The 23713-nt window shown below is 71.2% G+C and carries 22 protein-coding genes and 2 riboswitches; of the genes, 14 read left to right on the top strand and 8 right to left on the bottom strand.

Translation table 11 applies throughout. From position 1 onward, the window contains the following. From TR48_RS19735 to TR48_RS19720, 4 genes are all read left to right on the top strand, one after another. Window positions 1–676, top strand: a 676-nt coding sequence (locus TR48_RS19735; protein ID WP_042369148.1) for a cytochrome c oxidase subunit I, incomplete at its 5' end; no start/stop codon positions are given. Beyond that, complete coding sequence (locus tag TR48_RS19730; protein WP_042369145.1) at window positions 673–1071, top strand: cytochrome c oxidase subunit 4; 399 nt, start codon at window positions 673–675, stop codon at window positions 1069–1071. The genes TR48_RS19735 and TR48_RS19730, both read left to right, overlap by 4 nt. A gap of 209 nt (window positions 1072–1280) precedes the next feature. After that, window positions 1281–2579: a L,D-transpeptidase gene (locus TR48_RS19725; RefSeq protein WP_084729568.1), complete on the top strand. Its 1299-nt coding sequence runs from the start codon at window positions 1281–1283 to the stop codon at window positions 2577–2579. Window positions 2580–2817: 238 nt separating this feature from the next. Continuing rightward, the gene (locus tag TR48_RS19720) at window positions 2818–4365 is read left to right on the top strand and encodes an NCS1 family nucleobase:cation symporter-1 (protein WP_236652229.1); all 1548 of its coding nucleotides are present in this window, start codon (window positions 2818–2820) and stop codon (window positions 4363–4365) included. Window positions 4366–4489: 124 nt separating this feature from the next. On the opposite strand, the gene qcrB is transcribed toward TR48_RS19720, so the two are convergent. From qcrB to ctaE, 4 genes are all read right to left on the bottom strand, one after another. Beyond that, window positions 4490–6154 (bottom strand): cytochrome bc1 complex cytochrome b subunit, encoded by a 1665-nt coding sequence (qcrB, locus tag TR48_RS19715; RefSeq protein WP_042369143.1) that lies wholly within the window; start codon window positions 6152–6154, stop codon window positions 4490–4492. Beyond that, the gene (qcrA, locus tag TR48_RS19710) at window positions 6151–7218 is read right to left on the bottom strand and encodes a cytochrome bc1 complex Rieske iron-sulfur subunit (protein WP_042369141.1); all 1068 of its coding nucleotides are present in this window, start codon (window positions 7216–7218) and stop codon (window positions 6151–6153) included. Before qcrA ends, qcrB begins: the two co-directional genes overlap by 4 nt. Then, window positions 7215–8018 carry a cytochrome bc1 complex diheme cytochrome c subunit gene (gene qcrC, locus TR48_RS19705; protein WP_042369139.1) on the bottom strand — a complete coding sequence of 268 codons (804 nt, stop codon included), beginning with the start codon at window positions 8016–8018 and terminating at the stop codon, window positions 7215–7217. The genes qcrA and qcrC overlap by 4 nt, the downstream gene beginning before the upstream one ends. A 72-nt stretch (window positions 8019–8090) precedes the next feature. Beyond that, complete coding sequence (ctaE, locus tag TR48_RS19700; RefSeq protein WP_042369137.1) at window positions 8091–8711, bottom strand: aa3-type cytochrome oxidase subunit III; 621 nt, start codon at window positions 8709–8711, stop codon at window positions 8091–8093. Between the two features lie 281 nt (window positions 8712–8992). Between ctaE and TR48_RS19695 the strand changes: the two genes are divergently transcribed. The 3 genes from TR48_RS19695 (at window position 8993) to TR48_RS19685 (ending at window position 12430) form a co-directional block, all read left to right on the top strand. Then, complete coding sequence (locus TR48_RS19695) at window positions 8993–9403, top strand: response regulator transcription factor (RefSeq protein ID WP_042369135.1); 411 nt, start codon at window positions 8993–8995, stop codon at window positions 9401–9403. Window positions 9404–9518: 115 nt separating this feature from the next. Beyond that, window positions 9519–10592, top strand: coding sequence for an anthranilate phosphoribosyltransferase (trpD, locus tag TR48_RS19690; RefSeq protein ID WP_042369132.1), 1074 nt, complete (start codon window positions 9519–9521; stop codon window positions 10590–10592). A 208-nt stretch (window positions 10593–10800) separates the two neighbouring features. After that, window positions 10801–10932, top strand: a riboswitch (SAM riboswitch). A 130-nt stretch (window positions 10933–11062) separates the two neighbouring features. Further along, on the top strand, window positions 11063–12430 hold the full coding sequence (locus tag TR48_RS19685) for an aminotransferase class V-fold PLP-dependent enzyme (RefSeq protein WP_042369130.1): 1368 nt from the start codon (window positions 11063–11065) through the stop codon (window positions 12428–12430). Window positions 12431–12477: 47 nt separating this feature from the next. Here TR48_RS19685 and TR48_RS19680 read toward each other — a convergent pair whose 3' ends face one another. From TR48_RS19680 to TR48_RS19670, 3 genes are all read right to left on the bottom strand, one after another. Next, window positions 12478–12759 (bottom strand): Lrp/AsnC family transcriptional regulator, encoded by a 282-nt coding sequence (locus TR48_RS19680; protein WP_042369128.1) that lies wholly within the window; start codon window positions 12757–12759, stop codon window positions 12478–12480. Window positions 12760–12833: 74 nt separating this feature from the next. Further along, a complete protein-coding gene (locus TR48_RS19675; RefSeq protein ID WP_042369126.1) occupies window positions 12834–13016 on the bottom strand; it encodes a hypothetical protein in 183 nt (60 codons plus the stop codon). A 195-nt stretch (window positions 13017–13211) separates the two neighbouring features. Further along, window positions 13212–14006 carry a rhomboid family intramembrane serine protease gene (locus TR48_RS19670; protein WP_042369124.1) on the bottom strand — a complete coding sequence of 265 codons (795 nt, stop codon included), beginning with the start codon at window positions 14004–14006 and terminating at the stop codon, window positions 13212–13214. 126 nt (window positions 14007–14132) lie between these two features. Here TR48_RS19670 and TR48_RS19665 point away from each other — a divergent pair, with 126 nt between their 5' ends. From TR48_RS19665 to TR48_RS19640, 6 genes are all read left to right on the top strand, one after another. Then, window positions 14133–14399: a hypothetical protein gene (locus TR48_RS19665; protein WP_042369122.1), complete on the top strand. Its 267-nt coding sequence runs from the start codon at window positions 14133–14135 to the stop codon at window positions 14397–14399. Window positions 14400–14518: 119 nt separating this feature from the next. Then, window positions 14519–15889 carry an NYN domain-containing protein gene (locus TR48_RS19660; protein WP_042369120.1) on the top strand — a complete coding sequence of 457 codons (1371 nt, stop codon included), beginning with the start codon at window positions 14519–14521 and terminating at the stop codon, window positions 15887–15889. Between the two features lie 202 nt (window positions 15890–16091). Continuing rightward, window positions 16092–17135: a C40 family peptidase gene (locus TR48_RS19655; RefSeq protein ID WP_042369118.1), complete on the top strand. Its 1044-nt coding sequence runs from the start codon at window positions 16092–16094 to the stop codon at window positions 17133–17135. Between the two features lie 303 nt (window positions 17136–17438). Next, a riboswitch (cyclic di-AMP (ydaO/yuaA leader) is annotated at window positions 17439–17599 on the top strand. 52 nt (window positions 17600–17651) lie between these two features. Continuing rightward, window positions 17652–18659: a C40 family peptidase gene (locus TR48_RS19650; RefSeq protein WP_052442797.1), complete on the top strand. Its 1008-nt coding sequence runs from the start codon at window positions 17652–17654 to the stop codon at window positions 18657–18659. A 281-nt stretch (window positions 18660–18940) separates the two neighbouring features. Then, window positions 18941–19966 (top strand): C40 family peptidase, encoded by a 1026-nt coding sequence (locus tag TR48_RS19645; RefSeq protein ID WP_236652228.1) that lies wholly within the window; start codon window positions 18941–18943, stop codon window positions 19964–19966. Further along, window positions 19966–21285 (top strand): hypothetical protein, encoded by a 1320-nt coding sequence (locus TR48_RS19640; protein WP_052442796.1) that lies wholly within the window; start codon window positions 19966–19968, stop codon window positions 21283–21285. Before TR48_RS19645 ends, TR48_RS19640 begins: the two co-directional genes overlap by 1 nt. Here the strand turns inward: TR48_RS19640 and TR48_RS19635 are convergent. Next, window positions 21236–22465, bottom strand: coding sequence for a glycosyltransferase 87 family protein (locus TR48_RS19635; protein ID WP_042369112.1), 1230 nt, complete (start codon window positions 22463–22465; stop codon window positions 21236–21238). The two genes, TR48_RS19640 and TR48_RS19635, sit on opposite strands and share 50 nt — an antisense overlap. 83 nt (window positions 22466–22548) lie before the next feature. On the opposite strand from TR48_RS19635, the gene TR48_RS19630 reads away from it, so the two are divergent. Next, the gene (locus tag TR48_RS19630; RefSeq protein WP_042369110.1) at window positions 22549–23679 is read left to right on the top strand and encodes a glycosyltransferase family 4 protein; all 1131 of its coding nucleotides are present in this window, start codon (window positions 22549–22551) and stop codon (window positions 23677–23679) included. The last annotated feature ends 34 nt before the right edge of the window (window positions 23680–23713 follow it).

The raw sequence follows: 23713 nt of genomic DNA, 5'->3' as shown, positions 1-23713 counted from the left end.
CTTCGAGACCCCGATGCTGTGGACGCTGGGCTTCCTGGTCACCTTCGTCTTCGGTGGTCTGACGGGTGTTCTGCTCGCCTCCCCGCCGATCGACTTCCACGTCTCGGACTCGTACTTCGTCGTCGCCCACTTCCACTACGTGGTCTTCGGCACCGTCGTGTTCGCGATGTTCGCGGGCTTCCACTTCTGGTGGCCCAAGATGACCGGCAAGATGCTGGACGAGAAGCTCGGCAAGATCTGCTTCTGGATGCTGTTCATCGGCTTCCACACCACCTTCCTGGTGCAGCACTGGCTGGGCGCCGAGGGGATGCCGCGTCGCTACGCGACGTACCTGCCCAGCGACGGCTTCACCACGCTGAACCTGATCTCGACGATCGGCTCGTTCGTCCTGGCCGCCTCGATCCTGCCGTTCCTCTACAACGTCTGGAAGACGGCCAAGTACGGCGAGAAGGTCACGGTCGACGACCCCTGGGGCTACGGCCGCTCGCTCGAGTGGGCGACCTCCTGCCCGCCGCCGCGGCACAACTTCCTCACGCTGCCGCGCATCCGCTCCGAATCCCCGGCGTTCGACCTGCACCACCCGGAGATCGCGGCGCGCGACTACCTGGAGAACCACGGCGAGGTGCCGGCCCACCTGCAGGCCGCACTCGAGAAGAAGGAGGCGGGTGACCGATGAAGGAGCAAGGCAAGATCTTCGCCGGCTTCGCGGTCTTCGTCCTGGGCATGGCCATCTGGTACGGCCTGTGGGCGAAGGACCCGACGGGCACCACCTGCCTCTTCCTGGCCTTCGGCCTCGGGTCGTTCATCGCCTTCTACCTGCTGTTCACCGCTCGTCGCGTGGACACGGGCGCGGGTGACAACCCGCAGGCGGAGGTCTCGGACGACGCCGGCGTGCAGGGCTTCTTCAGCCCGTACAGCTGGCAGCCGCTGGCCCTCGGCTTCGGCGGCGCGCTCGGCTTCATGGGTGTCATCTTCGGCTGGTGGCTGCTGATGTTCGCCATGCCGGTGATCCTCATCGGCATCTGGGGCTGGACCTTCGAGTACTACCGCGGCGAGAGCCAGACGCAGTGACCTGCGGCTGATCCGGACCGTTCGAGGGCCGGGCTCGCGCACCGAGAGGTGCGCGAGCCCGGCCCTTCGGCATAGCCGACACGCCGGCGCAGGGGCCCCGCTCACTCGCCCGGATCACTGAACGCGTGCGAAATGTACGACTTTCCTACGATGTGACGAGACGTCGGATCGCTCGACGCCTGCCACCTCAGGAGAGGGCGTGACGGCACATGAAGTCGGCAAACGTGGTGTGGGCTCGCAATGTCATCGCCGGTGTGGTTCTGACGGCCGGCCCCCTGGCCCTGGCGGCCTGCAGCGGTGGCGGCGTCGGGCCCGAGCAGCAGGTCGACGCGAGCGGGCTGGTGCGGATCTCCCCGTCCGGCGCCGCGAACGTGGACCCGTCGCTGCCGGTGGTGGTCACCGCGCAGGACGGCGGCCGCCTCACCGACGTCACCGTCGTCTCCGACACGGGCCGTCAGGTCGCCGGGCGGCTGTCCGCGGACGGGCGCTCCTGGCGCTCCACCGGGGCGCTCGCGGCGGGCGCCCACTACACCGTCAGGGTCCAGGCCGCGAACGGCGACGGGGACGGCCGTGGCGGGGTCCAGAGGACCTTCACGACCCTCGCGGCGACGGCGACCCTGACCGCCACCATGACGCCCGGCGACAAGGCCGTCTACGGCGTCGGTGAGCCGATCACGGTCGCGCTCAGCCGGCCCGTCCACGACCCGGCCGCCCGGAAGGTCGTCGAGAGCGCCCTGACGGTCCGCTCCACCCCGTCCGTCACCGGCGCCTGGTACTGGGTGGACGACAAGACGCTGCACTTCCGGCCGAAGGACTACTGGCCCGCGCACGCCGTGATCCAGGCCTCCTTCGACCTCGGCGGCGCCAAGGTGCAGAACGGCCTCTACGGCGGCGCCCCGGTCTCCATCGGGTTCAGGACCGGCGACCGGATGCTGGCCCTGACCGACGCGGGCAGCGACTACATGACCGTCTACCGCAACGGCCAGGAGATCCGCTCCATCCCGATCACCACCGGCAAGCCCGGCTTCTCCACCCGCAACGGCATCAAGGTGGTGCTGGAGCAGGAGCAGGAGGTGTTCATGAACTCCTCCACCGTCGGCATCGCCGCGGGCAGCTCCAACTCCTACGCCCTCGACGTCTACTGGGCCACCCGGGTGACTTGGAGCGGTGAGTACGTCCACGCGGCGCCCTGGTCGGTCGGCTCACAGGGCGTCGCCAACGTCAGCCACGGCTGCACCGGGATGAGCACCGGCAGCGCGGAGTGGTTCTACAGCACCTTCCGGCGCGGTGACCTGGTTCAGGTGGTCCACAGCCTCGGCCACGAGATGGAGCCCTTCGGCAACGGCTTCGGCGACTGGAACCTGAGCTGGTCCGACTGGCAGAAGGGCAGCGCCCTCGGCCGGACGGTGACCACGCAGCCGGCCGACCCCGCCGCGGCGACCGGCGGCGCGGGCGCCTCCGGGGCCGGTGTGACGGCGAGCGTGGGGTACCTGCGTCCCAGCGCGTGAAAACCTCTCGCCAACACGTCCAAGTCCCGTTCAGAACAGGGGCTGCCTCGCACTGCCGCCACCAGGAGGACGCCGACGCGGCGTGGCTCGCCTGCCTGCGGCGTGAGGCGCTCGCCACCCGGAGCGTGCACGAACGGAGCTGACGCGGTCTATGCGCGGAGATCGCCCTCTGCTCTACTGACGGTTTCCGGCCGATTTCCGGTCGGTTGTCAGCCTTCGCGAAGCGAGGTGGCGTCCGTTGTCCTCGACCGAGAGAGCCCTGACCGATCCCTCCACGCTGCAGCAGATCCATCCGGACGGCCGGGTGGCGCTGGCGCCGGGCGTGGTGCTCGACGACACCCGGTTCGCCAACGGCGACCTGGTCCCCGTCCCCGTCGAGCGCCGCACCTGGCGCACCTACAACTACCTGGCGCTCTGGGTCGGCATGGCCCACTGCATCCCCTCGTGGACCCTGGCCTCCGGGCTCGTGGCGCTCGGCATGGACTGGAAGCAGGCCGTGCTCACGATCGCGCTGGCCAACCTGATCGTGCTCGGGCCGATGCTGCTGACCGGGCACGCGGGCACCAAGTACGGCATCCCGTTCCCCGTCTTCGCCCGCGCCTCCTTCGGGCTGCGCGGCGCGAACCTGCCCGCCCTGGTGCGGGCCGCGGTGGCCTGCTGCTGGTTCGGCATCCAGACCTGGATCGGCGGCGAGGGCATCTACCTGCTGGCCGGGAAGGTGCTGGGCCACGGCTGGCTGACGGCGGGCGAGATCGCCGGCACACCGTGGACGCAGTGGCTCTCGTTCCTGGTCTTCTGGCTGATCGAGATCGCCATCGTCACCCGGGGCATGGAGACGCTGCGGCGGGTGGAGAACTGGGCCGCGCCGCTGGTCGTCATCGGCGCCCTGGTCCTGCTCGGCTTCATGGCGGACAAGGCCGGGGGCCTCGGCCCGCTGCTGGACCAGCCGTCCAGGCTGGGCTGGGGGAGCGACTTCTGGAAGGTCTTCTTCCCGGCGCTGATGGGCATGATCGGCTTCTGGTCCACGCTCTCCCTCAACATCCCCGACTTCACCCGCTTCGGCGGCAGCCAGAAGGCGCAGATGTGGGGCCAGACGCTCGGGCTGCCGACGACGATGACGCTCTTCGCGGTGCTGTCGGTGCTGGTGACCTCCGGCTCGCAGGCCGTCTACGGGGCGCCGATCTGGGACCCGATCGCCCTGAGCGCGCGGATGAGCAACGTCGCGGGCGCGCTGTTCGCGCTGCTGATCGTGATGGTGGCGACGCTGTCGGTGAACATCGCCGCCAACGTGGTCTCGCCCGCCTACGACCTGTCCAACCTGGTACCGAAGTACGTGAACTTCCGCACCGGGGCGCTGATCACCGGCGTGGTCGGGATCGTCATCATGCCGTGGAAGCTGATCGCCAACCCGCACGTCTACATCTACACCTGGCTGGGCGTGGTCGGCGGCCTGCTCGGCACGGTCGCCGGCATCCTCATCGCCGACTACTGGCTGCTGCGCCGCACCCGGCTGCTCCTGGCCGACCTGTACCGCAAGGGCGGCCGGTACTGGTACACGGGGGGCTGGAACCTGCGCGCGGTGCTCGCCTTCGTGGTCGGCGGCGTGCTGGCGGTCGGCGGCTCCTACTCGACCGTCAGCGGCGGCGTGAAGCAGGGCCCGTTCCCGGTCGACGGCCTGATTCCGGCCCTGAAGCCGCTGGCCGACTACGGCTGGGCCGTCGGCCTCGGGTCGGCCCTGGTGCTCTACCTGCTGCTGAGCCTGCAGGGGCGCCCCCGCGAGGAGTGACCGCTGAGGAGTCACCGCAGGACGGGTGGAACGCACGAGGCCCCCCTCCCGGAAGGGAGGGGGGCCTCTACCGCTGTGGCGGCGGCGTTACTGCAGTCGGATCAGCAGAGGATCGGTCCCCGGATCAGTGGTGGCCGTGACCGGCGGTGATCTCGGCGTGCTCCTCGGCCGTCGGCTTCGCGATCTGGCTCTGCGGGCCGAAGTAGCCCGCGGAGAGCTTCGCACGGAGCTTGGCCACCGCACCGACCTTGCGCTTGACGCCGTTCTCGTCGACCGCCGGCGGCAGCTGGGCCGGAGCCTGCTGCTCGTGCGCGGTGAGGCGGAACAGCTCCTCCTGCGGCAGCTGCGCGTGGACCTCGATGAACTCGCCGTGCGGCAGGCGCTTGATCGTGCCGGTCTCGCGACCGTGCAGGATCTTGTCCTTGTCCTTGCGCTGCAGGCCCATGCACCAGCGCTTGGTCACCATGAAGGCGACGACCGGGCCGACGAAGAACAGGATGCGGCAGGTCCAGGTGATCGCGTCGATCGACATGTGCAGGTGCGTGGCGAACAGGTCGTTGCCACCACCGACGAGCAGGATCAGGTACTCGGCGATCCACGCGACGCCGAGGCCGGTGCGGACCGGGGCGTTGCGGGGGCGGTCGAGGATGTGGTGCTCACGCTTGTCGCCGGTGATCCAGCCCTCCAGGAAGGGGTAGATCGCGATGACGACGAACATCAGGCCGAAGACCACCAGCGGGATGAAGACGCCCAGCTCCAGGGTGTGACCCCAGGCCCGGATCTCCCAACCCGGCATGATGCGGATCAGGCCCTCGGAGAAGCCCATGTACCAGTCCGGCTGGGCGTCCGTGGACACCTGGTCGGGGCGGTAGGGGCCGTACGCCCAGATCGGGTTGACCGAGGCGATCGCCGAGACGAAGGCGATGACGCCGAAGACCAGGAAGAAGAAGCCACCCGCCTTGGCCATGTAGACCGGCATCAGCGGCATGCCGACGACGTTCTTCTCGGTCCGGCCGGGGCCCGCGAACTGCGTGTGCTTGTGGTAGAAGACCAGGATCAGGTGGGCCACCAGCAGGCCCAGCATGATGCCCGGGATCAGCAGCACGTGGATCGTGAAGAAGCGCGGGATGATGTCGTTGCCCGGGAACTGACCCCCGTACAGGAACATCTGCAGGTAGGTGCCGACCAGCGGCACCGACAGGATCGCGCCCTCCATGAAGCGGATACCCGTACCGGACAGCAGGTCGTCCGGGAGGGAGTAGCCCATGAAGCCGTCGAACATGCCCAGGAACAGCAGCAGGAAGCCGAACAGCCAGTTGATCTCACGCGGCTTGCGGAACGCGCCCGTGAAGAAGACGCGCATCATGTGCACCAGCATGGCCGCGACGAAGACGATCGCCGCCCAGTGGTGGATCTGACGGATCAGCAGGCCACCACGCACGTCGAAGCTGATGTTCAGCGCCGACTCGTACGCCTCGGACATCTTGATGCCCTGGAGCGGCGTGTAGGAGCCGTGGTAGATGACCTCGCCCATGCTGGGCTGGAAGAACAGCGTCAGGTAGACGCCGGTCAGGATGATGATGATGAAGCTGTAGAGGCAGATCTCGCCCAGCATGAAGGACCAGTGGTCCGGAAAGATCTTCCGGAGGTTGGCCTTGGCCAGGCTGTAGATGCCCAGACGACCGTCCGCCCAGTCGGCGGTCTTCTCGCCCAGGTGCTTCTGCTCGACACCGGCCTCGCTGTGGCCGATCTGCTCCTCGTGGGAGTCGTCGTATGCGTGAGTGCTCATTCGCTGCGCTCCCAGAAGCCGGGGCCGACGGGAACAGTGAAGCCGTTGAGGGCCTCGAGGTTGCCGGTGCTGTCGACACCGATCTGCAGCTGCGGCAGCGGGTGACCGGCCGGACCGAAGATGACGCGGGCGCCGTCGGACAGGTCGAAGGTCGACTGGTGGCACGGGCACAGGACGTGGTGCGTCTGCTGCTCGTACAGGCTGATCGGGCAACCGACGTGGGTGCAGATCTTGGAGAACGCGAGAACGCCCTCGTAGCCCCAGGCGGCCGAGTTCTTGTCCTTGATGTCGCCCGGCTGCAGACGGACCAGCATGAGCGCGTCCTTGGCGATGCGCACCTGGAAGTCCTCGTCGTCCTCGGACAGGTCCTGCGGCATCGCGAAGGTCAGCGAACCGACCTGAACGTCGGAGGCCTTGATGGGCTCACCGGTGTTCATGTTCTTCAGGAGCATGCCGGCCTTCCAGCCGGTCGTGTCCAGCTTCTTCTCCGGCAGCGGGCCGAGGTCGCGGAAGAGCACGACCGCGGAGAGCGGGACCATCGCCATGGCGCCGATCATCGTGTTGCGGATCAGCTTGCGACGGCCGAAGCCCGACTCCTTGGCGCCCTGACGGAAGTCGGCGAAGACCTGCTCGCGGACCTCGGGGCTCGACTCGATCGGGTGACGCTCGGCGATGTGCTCCTCGTCCGACATCAGCGTGCGGGCCCAGTGGACCGCACCCGCGCCGATGGCGAAGAGCGAGATGCCGAGGGTGACGCCGAGCGCGAAGTTCAGCGGGGAGACGTCGCCGACGGGCCAGATGTAGACGTGGTGCGTCGGTCCCGGCTTGAAGATGACGTAGCTGGCGATGAAGCCGACAGTCGCCAGCATCGACAGCAGGAACCACGTCGCGACCTGGCGCTCCGCACGGCGGGCTGCCTTCTCGTCGATGTCGGTACGGCGGTGCTCGTGGGGCGGCAGGCCCGGGTCGGCGAAGTATCCGTCCTTGCTGACGACGGGTCCGCCCCCGTGGCCGTGCGTGGCCTCCGGCAGGTGTTCTTCAGACATGTTGTCCTGGCTCGTCATGACTTCTTGGCCTTGGGGGTGCGGGCGGCGATCCAGATCGCGGTGCCGATCAGGGCGCCCAGCGCGAAGATCCACCCGAAGAGACCCTCGGAGACCGGGCCGATCGCGCCCAGGGTCATACCGCCGTAGCTCGGGTTGGCGTCGCTGTTCGTCGCGTGCTGGACGTACGCGATGATGTCCTTCTTCTGCTGCTCCGGCATGGTGGAGTTCGGGAAGGACGGCATGTTCTGCGGGCCGGTCAGCATGGCCTCGTAGATGTGCTTCGCGCTGACGCCCGCCAGGCTCGGCGCGTACTTGCCCTCACTCAGGGCGCCGCCGGCGCCGGCGAAGTTGTGGCACTGGGCGCAGTTGGTGCGGAAGAGCTCGCCACCCGAGGCGACGTTTCCGCCGGAGTACTGGTCCTGGGTCGGGATGACCGGGCCGGAGCCGAGCGTGGCGACGTAGGCCGCCATCTGGTCGATCTGGGCCTGGTTGTAGATGACCTTCTTGCTCGGGACCTGCGCGCCCGGCTGCTGCGCGGGCATGCGGCCCGTGCCGACCTGGAAGTCGACGGCCGCAGAGCCGACGCCCACCAGGGACGGGCCGAGGTTGGTGCCTTCGCCGTTCAGACCGTGGCAGCTGGCACAGCCGACCTGGAACAGCCGCTTGCCCTCCTCGACCTGGAGGGACTGGCTGGCATCAGCCGAGGCGCTGCTGGTCGGCGCGAGCGCCGCCCACAACCCCCCGGTGGCCGCCAGGGCGAAGATGAGGACGACGAGCGCTGCCAGCGGGTGGCGCCGTCGTGCGGAGAGCTTTTTCACGGAATAAACCCCGGTGTGAGGATCTGGAGCGTCTGGAGAGTCCGGTAGACCGTCCCTGACGGTCCGACCCTGCTACTTGATCAGATAGATGGTCGCGAAGAGGCCGATCCAGACCACGTCGACGAAGTGCCAGTAGTAGGACACGACGATGGCCGCGGTCGCCTGCTCGTGAGTGAACCTCTTGGCCGCGTACGTCCGGCCGAGGACCAGCAGGAACGCGATCAGACCACCCGTCACGTGCATCCCGTGGAAGCCGGTGGTGAGGTAGAACACCGAGCCGTAGGGCGAGGACGACAGCGAGAGGCCGTCGTGCTTCACCAGCTCCGTGTACTCGTAGATCTGACCGCCGATGAACATCGCGCCCATGATGAAGGTCACGATGAACCAGGCCCGGAGCTTCTTCACGTCGCCGCGCTCGGCGGCGAAGACACCCATCTGGCAGGTGAACGAGGAGAGCACCAGGATCGTGGTGTTCACGGAGGAGAAGGGAACGTTCAGCGCGTCGTTCTGCGAGTGCCAGAAGGCGGTACCCGTCACCGAACGAAGCGTGAAGTACATCGCGAAGAGGGCCGCGAAGAACATCAGCTCGGAACTCAGCCAGACGATGGTTCCGACGCTGGTGAGGTTCGGCCGGTTGACCGAACCGTGCGCGTGCCCGGTTTCTACTGCAGTTGCTGTCGCCACGACCGACATTATGTCGGTCCCTTATTCCGCACTAACGCCGGGGGGTCTTCCTCGGTGTGTCTGGCGTATGACGTACCCTCCGACGCTCTGTCCTGCCAGGTCGGAGGGGGCGCGACGGAACGCCGGGCGACGCGGTGTCGCTCGAAGTGGTGAAGCTTGTGCGGCTGTCCGGACCTTCCTATCAGAGATCGTCGTTCACCCGGTGTTGTGGCGCGCGGGACGCGAGTAGCATCCGAACGAGCACCGCGCAGTGGTAACGGTCACATCCCGATGTAGGGAGAGAACGAGCGATGGCCCTGAACATCCTTGTCTACAGCGACGACCGCAACACCCGGGAGCAGGTGCGTCTCGCCCTGGGCAAGCGGCCCGACGCGGAGCTGCCGGAGCTCTCCTACCTGGAGTGCGCGACGGCTCCGGCCGTGGTCCGGGCCATGGACGAGTACGAGAAGGGCGCCCGCCGGATCGACCTGCTGGTGCTGGACGGGGAGGCGGTGCCGCTGGGCGGCATGGGCCTGACCCGCCAGCTGAAGGAGGAGATCTACCAGTGCCCGCCGGTGCTGGTGCTGATCGGCCGCCCCCAGGACTCCTGGCTCGCCACGTGGAGCCACGCCGACGCCGCGGTCCCCGCGCCGGTCGACCCGGTCGCGCTCGTCGCCGCGGCGACCGCGCTGCTGCGCGGACGCGCGGGTCTGGCTGCCTGAGAGAGTCCGGCCGCCCGAGAGAATCTCGCCGCGTGAGATCTGTCGTCTTGCCCGTTCTCCCGCTCGATAGGCTGGGGTCGTCTTGATCGACCCCGGCCTTCGAGAGGCGACAGTCATGGTGCACTCCAATCCTGCGTTCGGCGGCGACGACCCCGCGCGGGTGCGCACCTGGCCCGACGTCCTGATGCCGCTGCTCTCCGGCGAGGACCTGACGGCGGACGACACCGCCTGGGCGATGGACCAGATCTTCTCGGGGGAGGCGACCCCCGCGCAGGTGGCCGGCTTCATGGTCGCGATGCGCGCCAAGGGCGAGACGGTCGAGGAGATCTCCGGCCTGGTGGACGCGATGTACGCGCACGCCACGGTGATCGAGGTCCCGGGCCCGGCGGTCGACATCGTCGGCACCGGCGGCGACCGCGCCAAGACGGTCAACATCTCCACCATGTCCGCGATCGTCGCGGCGGGCGCGGGCGCGCGCGTCGCCAAGCACGGCAACCGGGCGGCGTCCAGCGCGAGCGGCGCGACCGACGTGCTGGAGAAGCTGGGCGTCAATCTCGCGCTGACCCCGCGTCGGGTCGCGGAGGTCGCCGTGGAGACGGGCATCACCTACTGCCCCGCGCCGGTCTTCCACCCCTCCATGCGGCACGCGGCGACGGCGCGCGGGGATCTGCGCGTCCCCACCTTCTTCAACCTGCTCGGCCCGCTGACCAACCCGGCCCGGGTCGGCGCGAACGCGGTCGGCTGCTTCGACCCGCGCATGGCCGGCCTGATCGCGGGCGTCCTGGCGCGCCGCGGCAACTCGTCGCTGGTCTTCCGCGGCGACGACGGTCTCGACGAGCTGACCATCACCACGACCTCGACGGTCTGGCGGGTGCGCGACGGCGAGGTCGAGCGGTTCTCCTTCGACCCGCGCGAGGTGGGCATCGCCTTCGCCCCGATCGAGGCCCTGCGCGGCGCGGATCCCGCGTACAACGCGGAGGTCGCCCGCCGCGTCCTGGCCGGCGAGCGCGGCCCGGTCCGCGACGCGGTCGTCCTGAACAGCGCCTCCGCGCTGGTCGCTCTCGCTCCGACGGACGCGCCCTTCGTGGAGCAGATGCGCGCGGCGATGGACCGCACCGCGGAGTCCCTCGACTCCGGCGCGGCGGAGCGCAAGCTCGCGGAGTGGTCGAAGGCCACGACGCAGGCGTAGGCCTCTGGGGGCGCGAGGCTCTGCCGACGTGCGGCGCCGCCGCGGGGGCGCGACCAGCCACCCACGCGGGTAGAGCCCCGAACGCGCGGGGCAGTCCGCACGGCGTGGTTGCTCGCGCCCACGCGGCAGAGCCTCGCGCCTCTTGGGGGTTCTCATATGCCGGAACGCTCATCGCCCACCGAGTGGGCCTCTGGCATACTCCTGAACAGGTCACGAGTGACAGCACGCGGCGTCAGCCGCTGAAGCCCCGGCTCGCTGTCCGGCAACCCTCCGACCGTGGTGGGGTGCCTCCGGGTGACGACCAGGCCTGCGGCGAGGTGCCGCCAGGCAAGCGCGTGTCCTTCGAGGAGTTCTCCCGTGCAGAAGCGAATGCGGTAGAGGCCGTCCAGGCCTCCACATCTCCGTACACCCATGCCCCTTGAGCAGGGGCTGTTTCGCCCTACCCATGTGCAGCTCCCGGAGGTACCGCCATGTCTGTCGTCGCCCGTAATGTCACCGTTTGTGCCCCGCTCGCCGTTCTCGGCCGTGAGGTCGAGGTGCCGCTGGTCACCGGCGAGAAGGTCGGCTACGCCGCGCTCGACTACGCCGCCAGCGCGCCCGCGCTTCAGCGGGTGTGGGACGACGTCGCCGCCTACGCGCCGTACTACGGCAGCGTGCACCGGGGGGCGGGGTACCTCTCGCAGCTGTCCACCGACCTGTTCGAGCAGAGCCGGGCGACCGTCGCCGCGTTCCTGGACCTGCGCGAGGACGACCAGGTCGTCTTCACCCGGGCGACCACCGACTCGCTGAACCTGCTGGCGGGCGCGCTGCCGAGCGGCACGCGGGTCTTCGCGTTCGAGACCGAGCACCACGCGTCCCTGCTGCCGTGGCCGGGCCGCGGGCTCGAGGTCGCCTACCTGCGCGCGCCGCGCTCCCCGCACGAGGCCGTCGCGGCGCTCGACGCCGCGCTGACCGCGGCCGGCGAGGGGCCGAAGCTGGTGTGCGTCACGGGCGCGTCCAACGTGACGGGGGAGATCTGGCCGGTCGCGGAGCTCGCCGCCGTCGCCCACGCGCACGGCGCGCGGATCGTCCTGGACGCGGCTCAGCTCGCTCCCCACCACCGGGTATCCGTGCGGGAGTTGGACGTTGACTGGGTGGCCTTCTCGGGGCACAAGCTGTACGCGCCGTTCGGCGCGGGCGTGCTGGCGGGGCGCGCGGACTGGCTGGACGCGGCCGAGCCGTACCTGGCGGGCGGCGGCGCGAGCCGCACCGTCGCGCGGGAGACGGACGGCTCGGTGGCCGTCGAGTGGCACCGGGGCCCGGCGCGGCACGAGGCCGGCTCGCCGAACGTCATCGGCGCGTACGCGGTCGCCTCCGCCTGCCGGGCGCTGACCGAGGCGGGGCTGGACCGTCTGCACGAGCGTGAGCAGCAGCTGATCGAGCGGCTGCGGGTCGGGCTCGCAGACGTCCCCGAGGTGCGGGTGCTGACGCTGTTCGGGGAGGACCACCCGCGGGTGGGCGTGCTCTCGTTCGTGGTGCAGGGCTGGAACAGCTCGCACTTCGCCGCAGCGCTGTCCGCGGAGTACGGCATCGGCGTGCGCGACGGACTGTTCTGCGCGCACCCGCTGGTGCGCACGCTGCTGGGCGGCGAGGAGACCGCGCCGAGCGAGTGCGGCGCGCCGGAGCCGTCGCTGCCGGGCGAGCGCAGCCTGAACGCCATCCGGGTGAGCTTCGGCGCGGGCACGCCGCAGGAGCACGTGGACCGGTTCCTGGCCGCGGTGCGGGAACTGGTCGGCAACGGCTCGGCGTGGTCCTACCGGACCGAGGGCGGCCGCTGCGTGCCGGACACCCGCCGCTGAGCCGCGCCGCCGAGCCGCGCCGCTGAGCCTCGCCGCGGCTCGGCGGGCTAGTCGTCCAGGCCGATGGCGAACGCCGCGTCGAGGTCGTGCTTGGAGTACGTGCGGAAGGCCACGTGAGTCTCCGTGTGCTCCACGCCCGGCACCTTGTTGACCTGCCCGGGGATCACATCGGCCAGCTCCTCGTGGGCGCGGACGCGCACGACGGCGATGAGGTCCCACCCGCCGGTGACGGAGTAGACCTCGGTGACGCTCTCGAGGGCGGCGATCTGCTCGGCGATCTCTGGAATCCGGTCGACGCTGGTCTTGACGAGCACGATGGCGGTGATCACGGAGTCTCCTGTCGGCGTGGGGCCTGCGCTGACCATGCTAGGGCCTGCCTTGTGGATCATGCCGGGGCGAGCGCTCACCACGTCCACACGCCGAGCGCGATCATCGCCGCGCCGGCGAGCAGGAGCAGCGGGCCGGCCCGGTGCTGTCCGGGCTTGCCGGCGCCGCGCAGGAGCCTGCCCGAGGCGGTGACGCCCGCGAGGACGGCGAGCAGGGCGAGCACGAGGAGGAACAGGCCCGCGAGGGGTCCCCAGGGCAAGGGGCCGCTCGCCGGGTGCGGGTTGGCGAAGCCGCCGGCCAGGAGCCAGGCGTGGCCCGGGGTCGACGCCGGAACCGGCGTTGTGCGCGGGCGTCGGAAGCGAAGCCCGTCGCGTCGGGCGCCAGCCCCTGTGCCTCGGCGTGGAAGTCCTGGCCCAGGTCGAGCACGGTCGGCCCGTCGATCTCGAACTGCTGGTCACTCGGTGGTCTGTGCGCCGCTTTCCCGCCGCCCTTGACGGCGCCACAGGAGTCGGGCGAAGACGAAGCCCCCGGCGAAGCCGATGAGATGGGCGGCGTAGGCGACGCCCGGCACGTTCGGGTCGGTGGCGGGGATGGAGAGCCACTGCACCGCGAACCAGAAGCCGAGGACCAGCCAGGCCGGGAAGCGCAGCGGCAGGAAGAGCAGCAGCGGGATCAGGCTGGTGACGCGGGCCCGGGGATACAGGCACAGGTACGCCCCGAGCACCCCGGCGATCGCGCCGGAGGCGCCGACGAGCGTCTGCGTCGCGCCGGGGCTGCCGGACTCGAACAGCGCGTAACCGTAGGTGGCGAGGTAGCCGACGGCCACATAGAAGAGGAGGAAGGCCAGCGGCCCGATCCGCTGCTCCACCATCGTGCCGAAGACGAAGAGGAAGAGCATGTTGCCCGCGAGGTGCAGCCAGCCGCCGTGGACGAACAGGGCGGTCAGCACCGACAGCGCCGGGATCTTGGGCAGCCCGCCGGCGGCGGCGCAGTGGTGCAGGTGCGCCGCCTTCGCGGGCAGCGGCGCGTTGGCGAGCAGCTCGGCCGGAATGACGCCCCACTGGCGGTAGTAGAGCGTCTGCGCGCAGGCGCGGCCCGCGCCGGAGCCGTAGAAGGGGTTCAGGCCCGAGACCGGGCTGACGAGGAAGACGACCACGCACAGTGCGATGAGCGACCAGGTCACCAGCGGCAGGTAGGGAACAGGGCGGGGGACGCGGGTCGAGGGCTCCGGGGCCGCAAGGGTCACCATGGGCAAAGCATTCCTTCTCGGGATCAATCTGACACCCGCACGCTGGAGCGTGTGGGGGACCGTGCCGAGGCGGGCCGCGAGGCCCTAGGGTTTCCCGGGAAGAGACGACGACGAGAGGATCTCGCCATGGCCGTTCCCCTTCCCACCGAGGGGACCAGGTGGCGCTGCACGCTCTGCGGCAACCTGACCCGCTTCGACGTGACGCGTTCCTCCCGGGTCGTCGAGTTCGTCCATCTGGACCTGGCCGGCGAGCCGAGCGTCGAGGAGCGCGAGGTGCTCAGCGAGACGGTCGAGTCGGTGCGCTGCCGCTGGTGCAACGCGGTGGACCAGATCGAGCTGGTCGATCGCCCGGGTGCGGAGGCCGAGGCGGCGGAGCAGGCCAAGCGCGCCTGAAGCCGCTCCTCGGGAGATGTGGCGGATTGAACGGCGGGGGGTACAAGCGGGGACAATGACTGTTCGGGGCCGGGCCGGGTGCCGGGGCCCCGACAGTGCGGCGGATCGGAGCGGAACACGTGGAGCAGCGAGACCAGACGCCGGCCCCCGACGACGGCGCGGCGGGCGCCGAGGGCGTCGAGGCGCTGGACCGTCCGCTGCCCGAGGGCGTGCGCAAGCGTGTGGTCGGCATCGCCGCCGACGCGCTCGGCGCCTTCGCCCCGCCCGAGCTGCCGGCCCGGCTGCGCCCCTACGTCAAGTTCACCCGCGACGCCAGGGTCAAGCGCGGCGCCACCGCTATCGCCGCCGCGCTGGAGACCGAGCCGGGCTTCCGCTCGCGGATAGCGGAGCGGGTCCGGCAGGGCCAGCCCGACCTGGTGACGGCGCTGGAGAGCGGGAGCGTCCCGGTCGCCGCCGATCCGCAGGACGTGGCCGCGGCCGCCTACCTGCTGCGCACGCCAGGCTGGACCCGGATCGTCGAGGAGGCGGGCGAGGAGGTCGTGCGCGCCGAGCACGAGGGCGTCGCCGCCGAGTCGGCCCGGCTGGCCGAGAAGCTCCAGGACGAGCTGGTGACGCTGCGCGCGGCGCAGCGGGCGGACGCCGAGCGCGCCAAGGCCGAGCTGGAGGCCTTGAAGAAGGAGAACGACAGCCTGCGCCGTCAGCTGCGCTCGCTCGCCGCCGACACCAAGCGCGCGGAGGCGGCGACCCGCAAGGCCGTCGCCGAGTTGGAGGCGATGCGGTCGTCGGGCGCGACCGAGCGCGGGGCCCAGGAGAGCGAGGTGCGCCGGCTCAAGCACCGGGTCGCCGAGCTGGAGGCCGCCCTGGAGGCGTCCCGACGGGCCGCCCGTGAGGGCCGGTCGACCGAGGAGATGCGGCTGCGGCTGCTGCTGGACACCGTCGTGCAGGGCGCGCAGGGGCTCCAGCGGGAGCTGGGACTGGCGCCGCTGAGCGGTCGTCCGGCGGACTCGGTGGACGCCGTGTCCCCGGTGACGGCCTCCCCGCACGACGTGGCGCGCCGCGCCCTGGAGGGCGACGACCCGGCACTGCTGGACCAGTTGCTCGAGCTGCCCCAGGTGCATCTGCTGGTGGACGGCTACAACGTCACCAAGACCGGCTGGCCCGGTATGCCGCTGGACCGCCAGCGCCAGCAGTTGCAGCGCGGGCTCGGGCTGCTGGCGGCGCAGACGGGCGCGGAGATCACCTGCGTCTTCGACGGTCAGGACCTGGACGGGCCGATCCCGATGGCGCCGCCGCCGCGCGGGGTGCGGGTGCTGTTCAGTCGTACGGGGGAGACGGCGGACGAGCTGATCCGCCGTCTGGTGCGGGCCGAGCCGGAGGGGCGTCCGGTCGTGGTCGTCTCCACGGACCGCGAGGTCGCCGACGGTGTGCGCGCCTCGGGGGCGCGGCCGGTGCCGTCGACGATGCTGTTGCGACGGCTCATCAGGTCCTGAGCCCCCGCGCGTTCCGACCACCACGCTGAGCTGCTGTTCAAACCGCTGATCTTGAACATTTGTTAAGAGAGCGGCCCGGATCGGCCCCCCGGGGGAGACAACGGGCCCGCACCCTCACTATCCTCACGCACAACGTCCGCACTCGCGTTCATCTTTTCGTACCTGCGGACGTTTCCGTGTGTGCGAAGGGACTGCAACCGTCGTGGCTTCTCACCGCCGGCCCCGCCAGGCCAGCCGTGCCCGCGTCTCCATGATGACCGCCGCTGCGGCGGCCGTGGTGGCGCTGTCGGCGCAGACCGCGGCCCAGGCGGCCCCGGCGATCTCGACGAAGGACGCCAAGTCCCAGGTCGACGCCGACCGGTCGGACGCCGCGGCCAAGACCGAGCAGTGGAACCAGGCACACACCCAGCAGCAGGCGCTCCAGCAGCGGGTGGCGATCCTTCAGGACGAGATCGCCCGCCAGCAGGCGCAGGTCAACGGCGAACTGGACGATCTGGGACAGATCGCCAACTCGCAGTACGCCAGCGGAGCGGTCGACCCGACCCTGCAGCTGATGCTCTCCAGCTCGCCGGACGCCTTCCTGCAGAAGGCGGCCTCGCAGGACGAGTTCACCAGCAACCAGACCGCCGAGCTGCAGTCCCTGGTCGCCCAGGAGTCCACGCTCCAGCGGGAGAAGGCCGAGGCCGCCGCTGAGCTCGCACAGGAGCAGCAGCTGCTGTCGCAGATGAGCCAGGCCAAGACCCAGGCCCTGGCGAAGCTCAAGCAGGCCCAGTCCGTCCTGGACGCGCTCACCCCGGCCCAGCAGGTCGCCGTCAACGGCGGCGGTGGAGGCGGCGGCTACGGCTCGGTCTCCACCAGCGGGTACACCGGCACCATCGACCTGTCGGGGATATCGGGCGCCGCCCGCACCGCCATGGAGGCGGCGATGAGCCAGATCGGCAGGGCGCCCTACCTGTGGGGCGGCGACACCCCGGCGGGCTTCGACTGCTCGGGTCTGGTCATGTGGGCCTACGCCCACGCGGGCATCTCCCTGCCGCACTCCTCCCAGGCCGATGAGAGCGTCGGCACGTCCGTGCCGAGCCTGGCCGACGCGCAGGTGGGCGACATCGTGGTGCTCGAGGGCGGCAACCACGTCGGCCTCTACGCCGGCAACGGGATGCTGCTGAACGCGCCGGAGTACGGCTACGACGTCTCCGTCCAGCCGATCAGCTGGTTCCACGGAATCGTCGCGATCCGCCGCATGTGACCCGATTTGACGGCACGACACGCCCGGGGCGACACGCGCCACCGCCTGTGAAGACTCTCACAGAGTGGGCGGCCCGAGCGGTGGAATGACCGAATTCTCCCTCATGTCGCCCTGATCTGGTCAGATTCCGACTACGGAGCGTCGATCGTCTGACGGCATGTCGGAAGTGAAGGAAGTTTTTCCTGACAAGGATTTGAACGGATCACGGTTGGGTTACTAGGGTCACTCCTCGAATCGCCGTGCGGTCGTCTACCCATCCCGGGTGGCAGCGGCGTTCACCGTCGAGTTCGACGACGCGGTCGCAGGGGGATGCCGTCGAGTCGGAGCCGGGGAACCAACGGTTCCCGGGGTGAATCGACGCCAGGGGCGGACCGGTGGGATTCCGGGACGACGGAGGCGTCGTAGGGCTGACTTCCTGGCCCGAACCCGTCAGCTCACCCGGTAGGCGGCCGTAGGAAGAAGGAGCTCGCCTTCGTGGCGTCCCATCGTCGTCCCAAGTCTCCTAGTCGTGCTCGAATGTCGGTCCTGACGGCCGCTGCCGCGACCGCCGTGGCGGTGTCCGCGCAGAGCGCCCAGGCCGCTCCCAAGCCCACGACGGCCCAGCTCCGGGCTCAGCTGCAGCAGCTGAACACCCAGGCCGACGAGGCGGTCCAGAAGTACGACGGCTCCCAGGAGCAGCTCCAGAAGCAGCAGGCCGCGGTCGGCACGCTGCAGGACCAGATCGCCCGCAGCCAGGCGGACGTCAACTCCCGCCTGGACCAGCTCGGCGAGATCGCCAACCAGCAGTACGCCACCGGCGCGGTCGACCCGACCGTGCAGCTGCTGCTCTCCTCCAGCCCCGACGACTACCTGAGCAAGGCGGCGTCGCTCGGCCAGCTGACCTCCAACCAGGCCGCGCAGATCCAGCAGCTGCAGGGCGAGGAGCAGAAGCTCTCCGGTCAGAAGTCCCAGGCCGAGCAGACGCTCCAGCAGATCGAGAGCACCACCAAGCAGCTGGCCGCGCAGAAGGCCGAGGCGCAGAAGAAGGTCCAGCAGACCCAGGCGCTGCTCGACTCCATGACCGCGGCCGAGCGCGCCGCCGTCACCAGCCCCCCCAGCACCTCGGGCGGCGGCAGTGGCAACGGTGGCGGCGGCGGTGTCACGGTCGGCGTGAGCGTCGGCGGCAAGGCCGGCGACTCGGTCGAGGCCGCGGCCTTCGCCGCCGCCAAGACCCGTCTCGGTCTCCCGTACGTCTACGGCGCGACCGGCCCGGAGTCCTTCGACTGCTCCGGTCTGATGCAGTGGGCCTACGCGCAGGCGGGCGTCTCGCTGGGCCGCACCACCTACGACCAGGTCAACGACGGCACCCCGGTGTCCTCCGTCAGCGATCTGCAGGTCGGTGACCTGATCTTCTTCAACGGCGACAGCCACGTCGGGATGTACGCCGGCAACGGCATGGTCCTGCACGCGCCGCACACCGGCACCGTCGTCAAGTTCGAGCCGCTGAGCTACATCGGCTCGATCTACGCGATGCGCCACCTCTGAGCCCTCGGCTCCCCGAGCCCGTCGCCGGTCTGCCGGCGACGGGCTCGCTGCTGTCCGGACCGGCCGGACGTTCACCCCGACGGGTGCATTGCCGAGCGGGTCGCGGGGGCGTGTCGGCCCGCGCGCACGCCGTCCGTCTCGGTGACGACCTGCGCATTGATTCATATGTACGGATGGCGTGGGGATTTTCCATCTCTGGGGAGCTTGGACTGCTTCTGTCCCAATCGCTACCGTCTCCGCTCGTGGCTTCCCATCGACGAGGCAGACGCCTAGGTCCCTCCGTGCTCTCCCGCGCCGCGGTCACCGTGGCCGCCGCCACCGCGGCGGTGCTGACGGCGCAGAGCGGCGCCAAGGCCCAGCCGGCCCCCTCCGGTCCCGGCAGCAGCACCCCCGACGAGGTCCGGAACCAGGTCGACGCGCTCTACGCCCAGGCGGAGACGGCTGGTCAGCGGGCCGTCGGGGCGCAGGAGCGACAGGCCGAACTGCTGCACCGGGCCTCGCTGCTGGAGCAGCGCCTGGCCGAGGAGCAGCAGCGCGCCAACGACGTGGCGGGACAGCTCGGCGCGATGGCGCAGTCCGAGTACGAGCAGGGCGGCACGGTCGACCCGGTGGTGCAGCTGCTGCTCAGCGCCCACCCGTCCGACTACCTCGAGCGCGCCGCCGGGCTCGACCAGGTCGACTCCGACCTCGCCTTCCGCCTCGCCGAGCTGCGCGGCGACGAGCAGCGGGTGCGGCGCGACCGGGCCGCCGTGACCGACCAGCTGGCCGAGCTGGAGAAGCTGCGCCGCTCGATCGCCGCGGACAAGGCCGACGTCCAGCGCCGGCTCGGCCACGCGCAGGCGCTGCTGGGCAGCCTGACGGCCGATCAGCGCGCCGGTCTGCAGCAGGCGGAGGACGCCGCCGCGCAGGCCGCCTCCCAAGAGGCCGCGCAGCCGCTGCCGTCCGGCCTCGGGCCCGCCGACGACCGCGCCGCCGCGGCCCTCGCCGCCGCGCGGGCGGCGGTGGGTCTCCCGTACGTGTACGGCGCGACCGGCCCGGGGGCGTTCGACTGCTCCGGTCTGATGTACTGGGCCTGGCGGCACGGCGGGGTGTCGCTGCCGCGCACGTCCCAGGAGCAGGCCTTCGCGGGGCGGCGCGTTCCGCTCTCCGAGGCCCGACCGGGGGACATTGTGGTCTACTACCGGGATATGCACCATGTCGGCATGTATGCCGGAAACGGCATGATCATCCACGCTCCGTACCCCGGTGCCCGGGTCCGCTACGAGAGCGTCGACGACATGCCGGTCGCCATGGTGGTCCGCCCCTGATGGCCTCTTCCCCCTCCATAAGCCGCAGGCGGGTCCTGCTGTACTCGGCCGGCGCGGTCGTCGCCGGCGTCGGCGGGACCACCGCCTGGCAGGCCTGGGCCGACGCCCACGACGACGAGCGCGAGGCCCGCGAGGCCCGCGCCGACGGCGTGCTGCGCACCCTGGCCGCGCGGGCCGCGGCCGTCCGCTCCCGTGACGCCCGCGCGCTGGCGGCGACGCTGGCCCCGAACGCCCCGGCCGACCTGGTGCGGCGTCAGCACGAGCTGATCGCCAACCTGACGGAGGTGCCGCTGGCGCAGTGGAGCTACCGGCTGCTCGCCCTCGACGCCTACGCGCTGCCGCCGGCCGTCGGCGCGGGGGAGCGGGTCGCCGTCGCCGTCGAGCTCGACTACCGGCTCGCCGGCTTCGACCAACACGCGCTGACCGCCACCCAGAACCTCACCTTCGAGCGGGGCGGGGACGGGCGCTGGCTGCTCTCGGCCGACCAGGACCACCCGGGCGGCGACGTGCTGCTGTGGGACCTCGGGCCCGTGCGCGTCGTCCGCGGCCGCTACAGCCTGGTGCTCGGCCTGCGCGACCAGGCCACCCTGGCCGCGCTCGGCGCCGAGGCCGACCAGGCCGTGCCGACCGTCAGCGGCGTGTGGGGGAGCGGCTGGGGGCAGGGCACCGTGCTGATCGCCCCGCAGACCGCCGACCAGTTCGGCACGCTGCTGGGCGCCGACCCCTCCGCCTTCTCCGGCATCGCCGCGGTCTGCACCGGCGAGCTCGGCTCCGCCGACGCGGCGCACACCGACCGGATCACCGTGAACCCCGGCGCCTGGGACGGCCTGAACGCGCTCGGCCGCCGCGTCGTGATCACCCACGAGACCACCCACGTCGCCACCCGCGCGCAGACCGAGCAGTGGACGCCGCGCTGGCTCTCCGAGGGCGTGGCCGACTGGACCGGCTACCTCGACACCGGCCGCAGCCCGCGCCAGACCACCCCGGAGCTCACCGCCGCCCTCACGGCAGCCGGCCCTCGGGCCGCCGGTCTGCTCGCGGCCCTGCCCAGCGACGCGGACTTCGACGCCGGAGCTCCCGGCACCGGCCTGCAGCAGGCCTACCAGAAGGCCTGGTTCGCCTGCCGCAGCGTCGTCGAGCGCTACGGGCAGCCGAAGCTCGTCGCCCTGTACGCGGCGGTCGCCGCGGACGGCCGTGGCGGCAGGCTCGCCCCCGACGCGGTGCTGGACCGGGCGCTGCGCACCACGCTGGGCGTCGGGACGGCCGCGTTCACGGCACTGTGGCGCTCGGACGTGCTGGCGGCGCAGAAGGCCCCCTGACGAGCTCCGCGTCGTCATTGGTCCGCCACAGCCGCACGCAGGCCACGGCCGCCGCGGCGAGCAGCAGCAGGTCGCGTGCGGAGATCAGCGACGTGCCCAGTACCGAGCGCCGGACCAGCTCGCCCCAGAACAGCGGGAACTCCAGGACGGTCAGCGGCGCGGCCGCGACCAGGATCCAGGCCACCGGCCGCATCCGGGTGCGCGGCACGGTCAGGCAGACGGCCGCGCCGCCCAGCACCCAGATCATGTACTGCGGGCTGATCACCCGGCTGGTGACGGTGAACAGCAGCACCGCGGTCAGCGCCGCGTCCGCCACCGTGGCGGCCGTCCACACCCGGTTGTGCCACCGCCACAGCAGTAGGAAGCCGAAGGCCAGCAGCGTGGTCCCGAGCATGATCAGGCCGGCCGTCCGGACGTGCGGGCCGAGGAACTCCAACGAGCCGTAGTGCATGGCCGTCCGGCCGTGCCAGACCCCGGCGACGGAGCCGTAGTAGAAGGGCAGCGCGCCCAGCGACTCGATCTCGATCCCGCGCGAGCCCTGGAAGCCGAGGAAGGAGAAGGCCCCGTGCGTCGTCACCGCGGCCGCGAAGCAGACCGCCGCGCAGGTCGCCGCGCACGCGGCCCACGCGCGCCAGGCGGCGTGGCGGCGCGGCGAGGCGCCGGTGAGCACCAGCACCGGCCAGACCTTCAGCATCGCCCCGAGGCCGGCCAGCACCCCCGCCCAGCGGGGCCGCCCGGGCAGGGCGAGCGTCGCCGCGATCGCCACCGTGGTGACCGGCAGGTCGAACCGGCAGTAGACGGTCGGGCCGATCAGCGGCACCGCCGCCGCCCACAGCCAGGCCCCGGCCCGGCTGCCCCGGCCCGCCCGCAGAAGCAGCAGCAGCGCCGCCGCGTCGAACACCCCCACCAGGACCAGGAACATGACGAAGTACGATCCCGGCATCCACAGCGGCAGCAGTATCAGCAGTCCGGCCAGCGGCGGATACTGCCAGGTGACGTCGTCCATCGGGAAGGTCCCGGTGCGCAGCACCTCGGCCCAGCCCTGGTAGATGACCTTCACGTCGCTGGCGACGTCGGTGTGCGGGACCCGCAGCACGCCGACGGCCACGATGATCAGAAGCACCCGGCCCAGGGTCCAGACCGTCCAGACACGCAAGGTGCTGCTGGTGAGGATGCCCATTGCCATATCGTACGGATCAGCCCAAGCCGGACCGGGGCTGCCGGACCGAGGAAACGCTGTCACACCGAGAAACCAAGGGCCCTGTGAACAAGACCCTGATCGTCACCAACGACTTCCCCCCGCGCCAGGGCGGCATCCAGACCTTCGTGCACAACATGGCGCTGCGCCTGCCCGCCGAGAGCCTCGTCGTCTACGCCTCGACCTGGCGCGACGGCGTCGAGGTGCGCAAGTTCGACGCGGAGCAGCCGTTCGAGGTCGTTCGTGACCGCACCACGATGCTGCTGCCGACCCCGCGGGTCACCCGCCGGGCCGTGGAGCTGCTGGGCGCGCACGGCTGTTCCTCGGTCTGGTTCGGGGCCGCGGCGCCGCTCGGGCTGATGTCCCCGGCGCTGCGCCGTGCGGGCGCGGAGCGGATCGTCGGCATGACCCACGGCCACGAGGCCGCCTGGGCACAGCTGCCCGCCTCCCGCCAGTTGCTGCGGCGGATCGGAGCCGGCACGGACACGTTGACCTATCTGGGTGAGTACACGCGCGCCCGGATCGCCTCGGCCGTCGGGCCGCAGGCGGCCGCACGGATGATCCAGGTCCCCCCGGGCGTCGACGAGCAGACCTTCCACCCCGACTCGGGCGGCGACGCGGTGCGCGCCCGGCTGGGCCTGACCGACCGGCCCGTCGTGGTGTGCGTGTCGCGCCTGGTCCGGCGCAAGGGGCAGGACACGCTGATCCGCTCCTGGCCGTCGGTCCTGGCCAAGGTGCCGGACGCGGTCCTGCTCGTCGTCGGCGGCGGCCCCTACCGGGCGGACCTGGAGAGGCTGGCGCGGGAGACGGGCGTCTCCTCGTCCGTGCGCTTCACCGGCCCGGTGCCCTGGGAGGAGCTGCCCGCCCACTACGGCGCGGGCGACGTCTACGCGATGCCCTGCCGCACCCGGCGCGGCGGGCTGGACGTCGAGGGCCTGGGCATCGTCTACCTGGAGGCCTCGGCGACGGGCCTGCCGGTCGTCGCGGGCGACTCCGGCGGCGCCCCGGACGCGGTCCGCGAGGGCGAGACGGGCTACGTGGTGCCGGGCCGCGACCGCGGCGACCTCGCCGAGCGGCTCGTCGAGCTGCTGCTGGACGCGGGCCTGCGAGCCCGGATGGGCGCGGCGGGGCGCCGGTGGGTGGAGGAGGCGTGGCGCTGGGACCTCCTGGCGCACCGGCTGGAGGGCCTGCTCTGAGAACGGCGAGGGGGGCGGGGCCGACGGCCCCCCC

It is taken from the genome of Streptacidiphilus neutrinimicus (assembly GCF_000787815.1).
Taxonomy (GTDB): domain Bacteria; phylum Actinomycetota; class Actinomycetes; order Streptomycetales; family Streptomycetaceae; genus Streptacidiphilus; species Streptacidiphilus neutrinimicus.
This window is presented reverse-complemented; position numbering and strand designations above follow the sequence as displayed.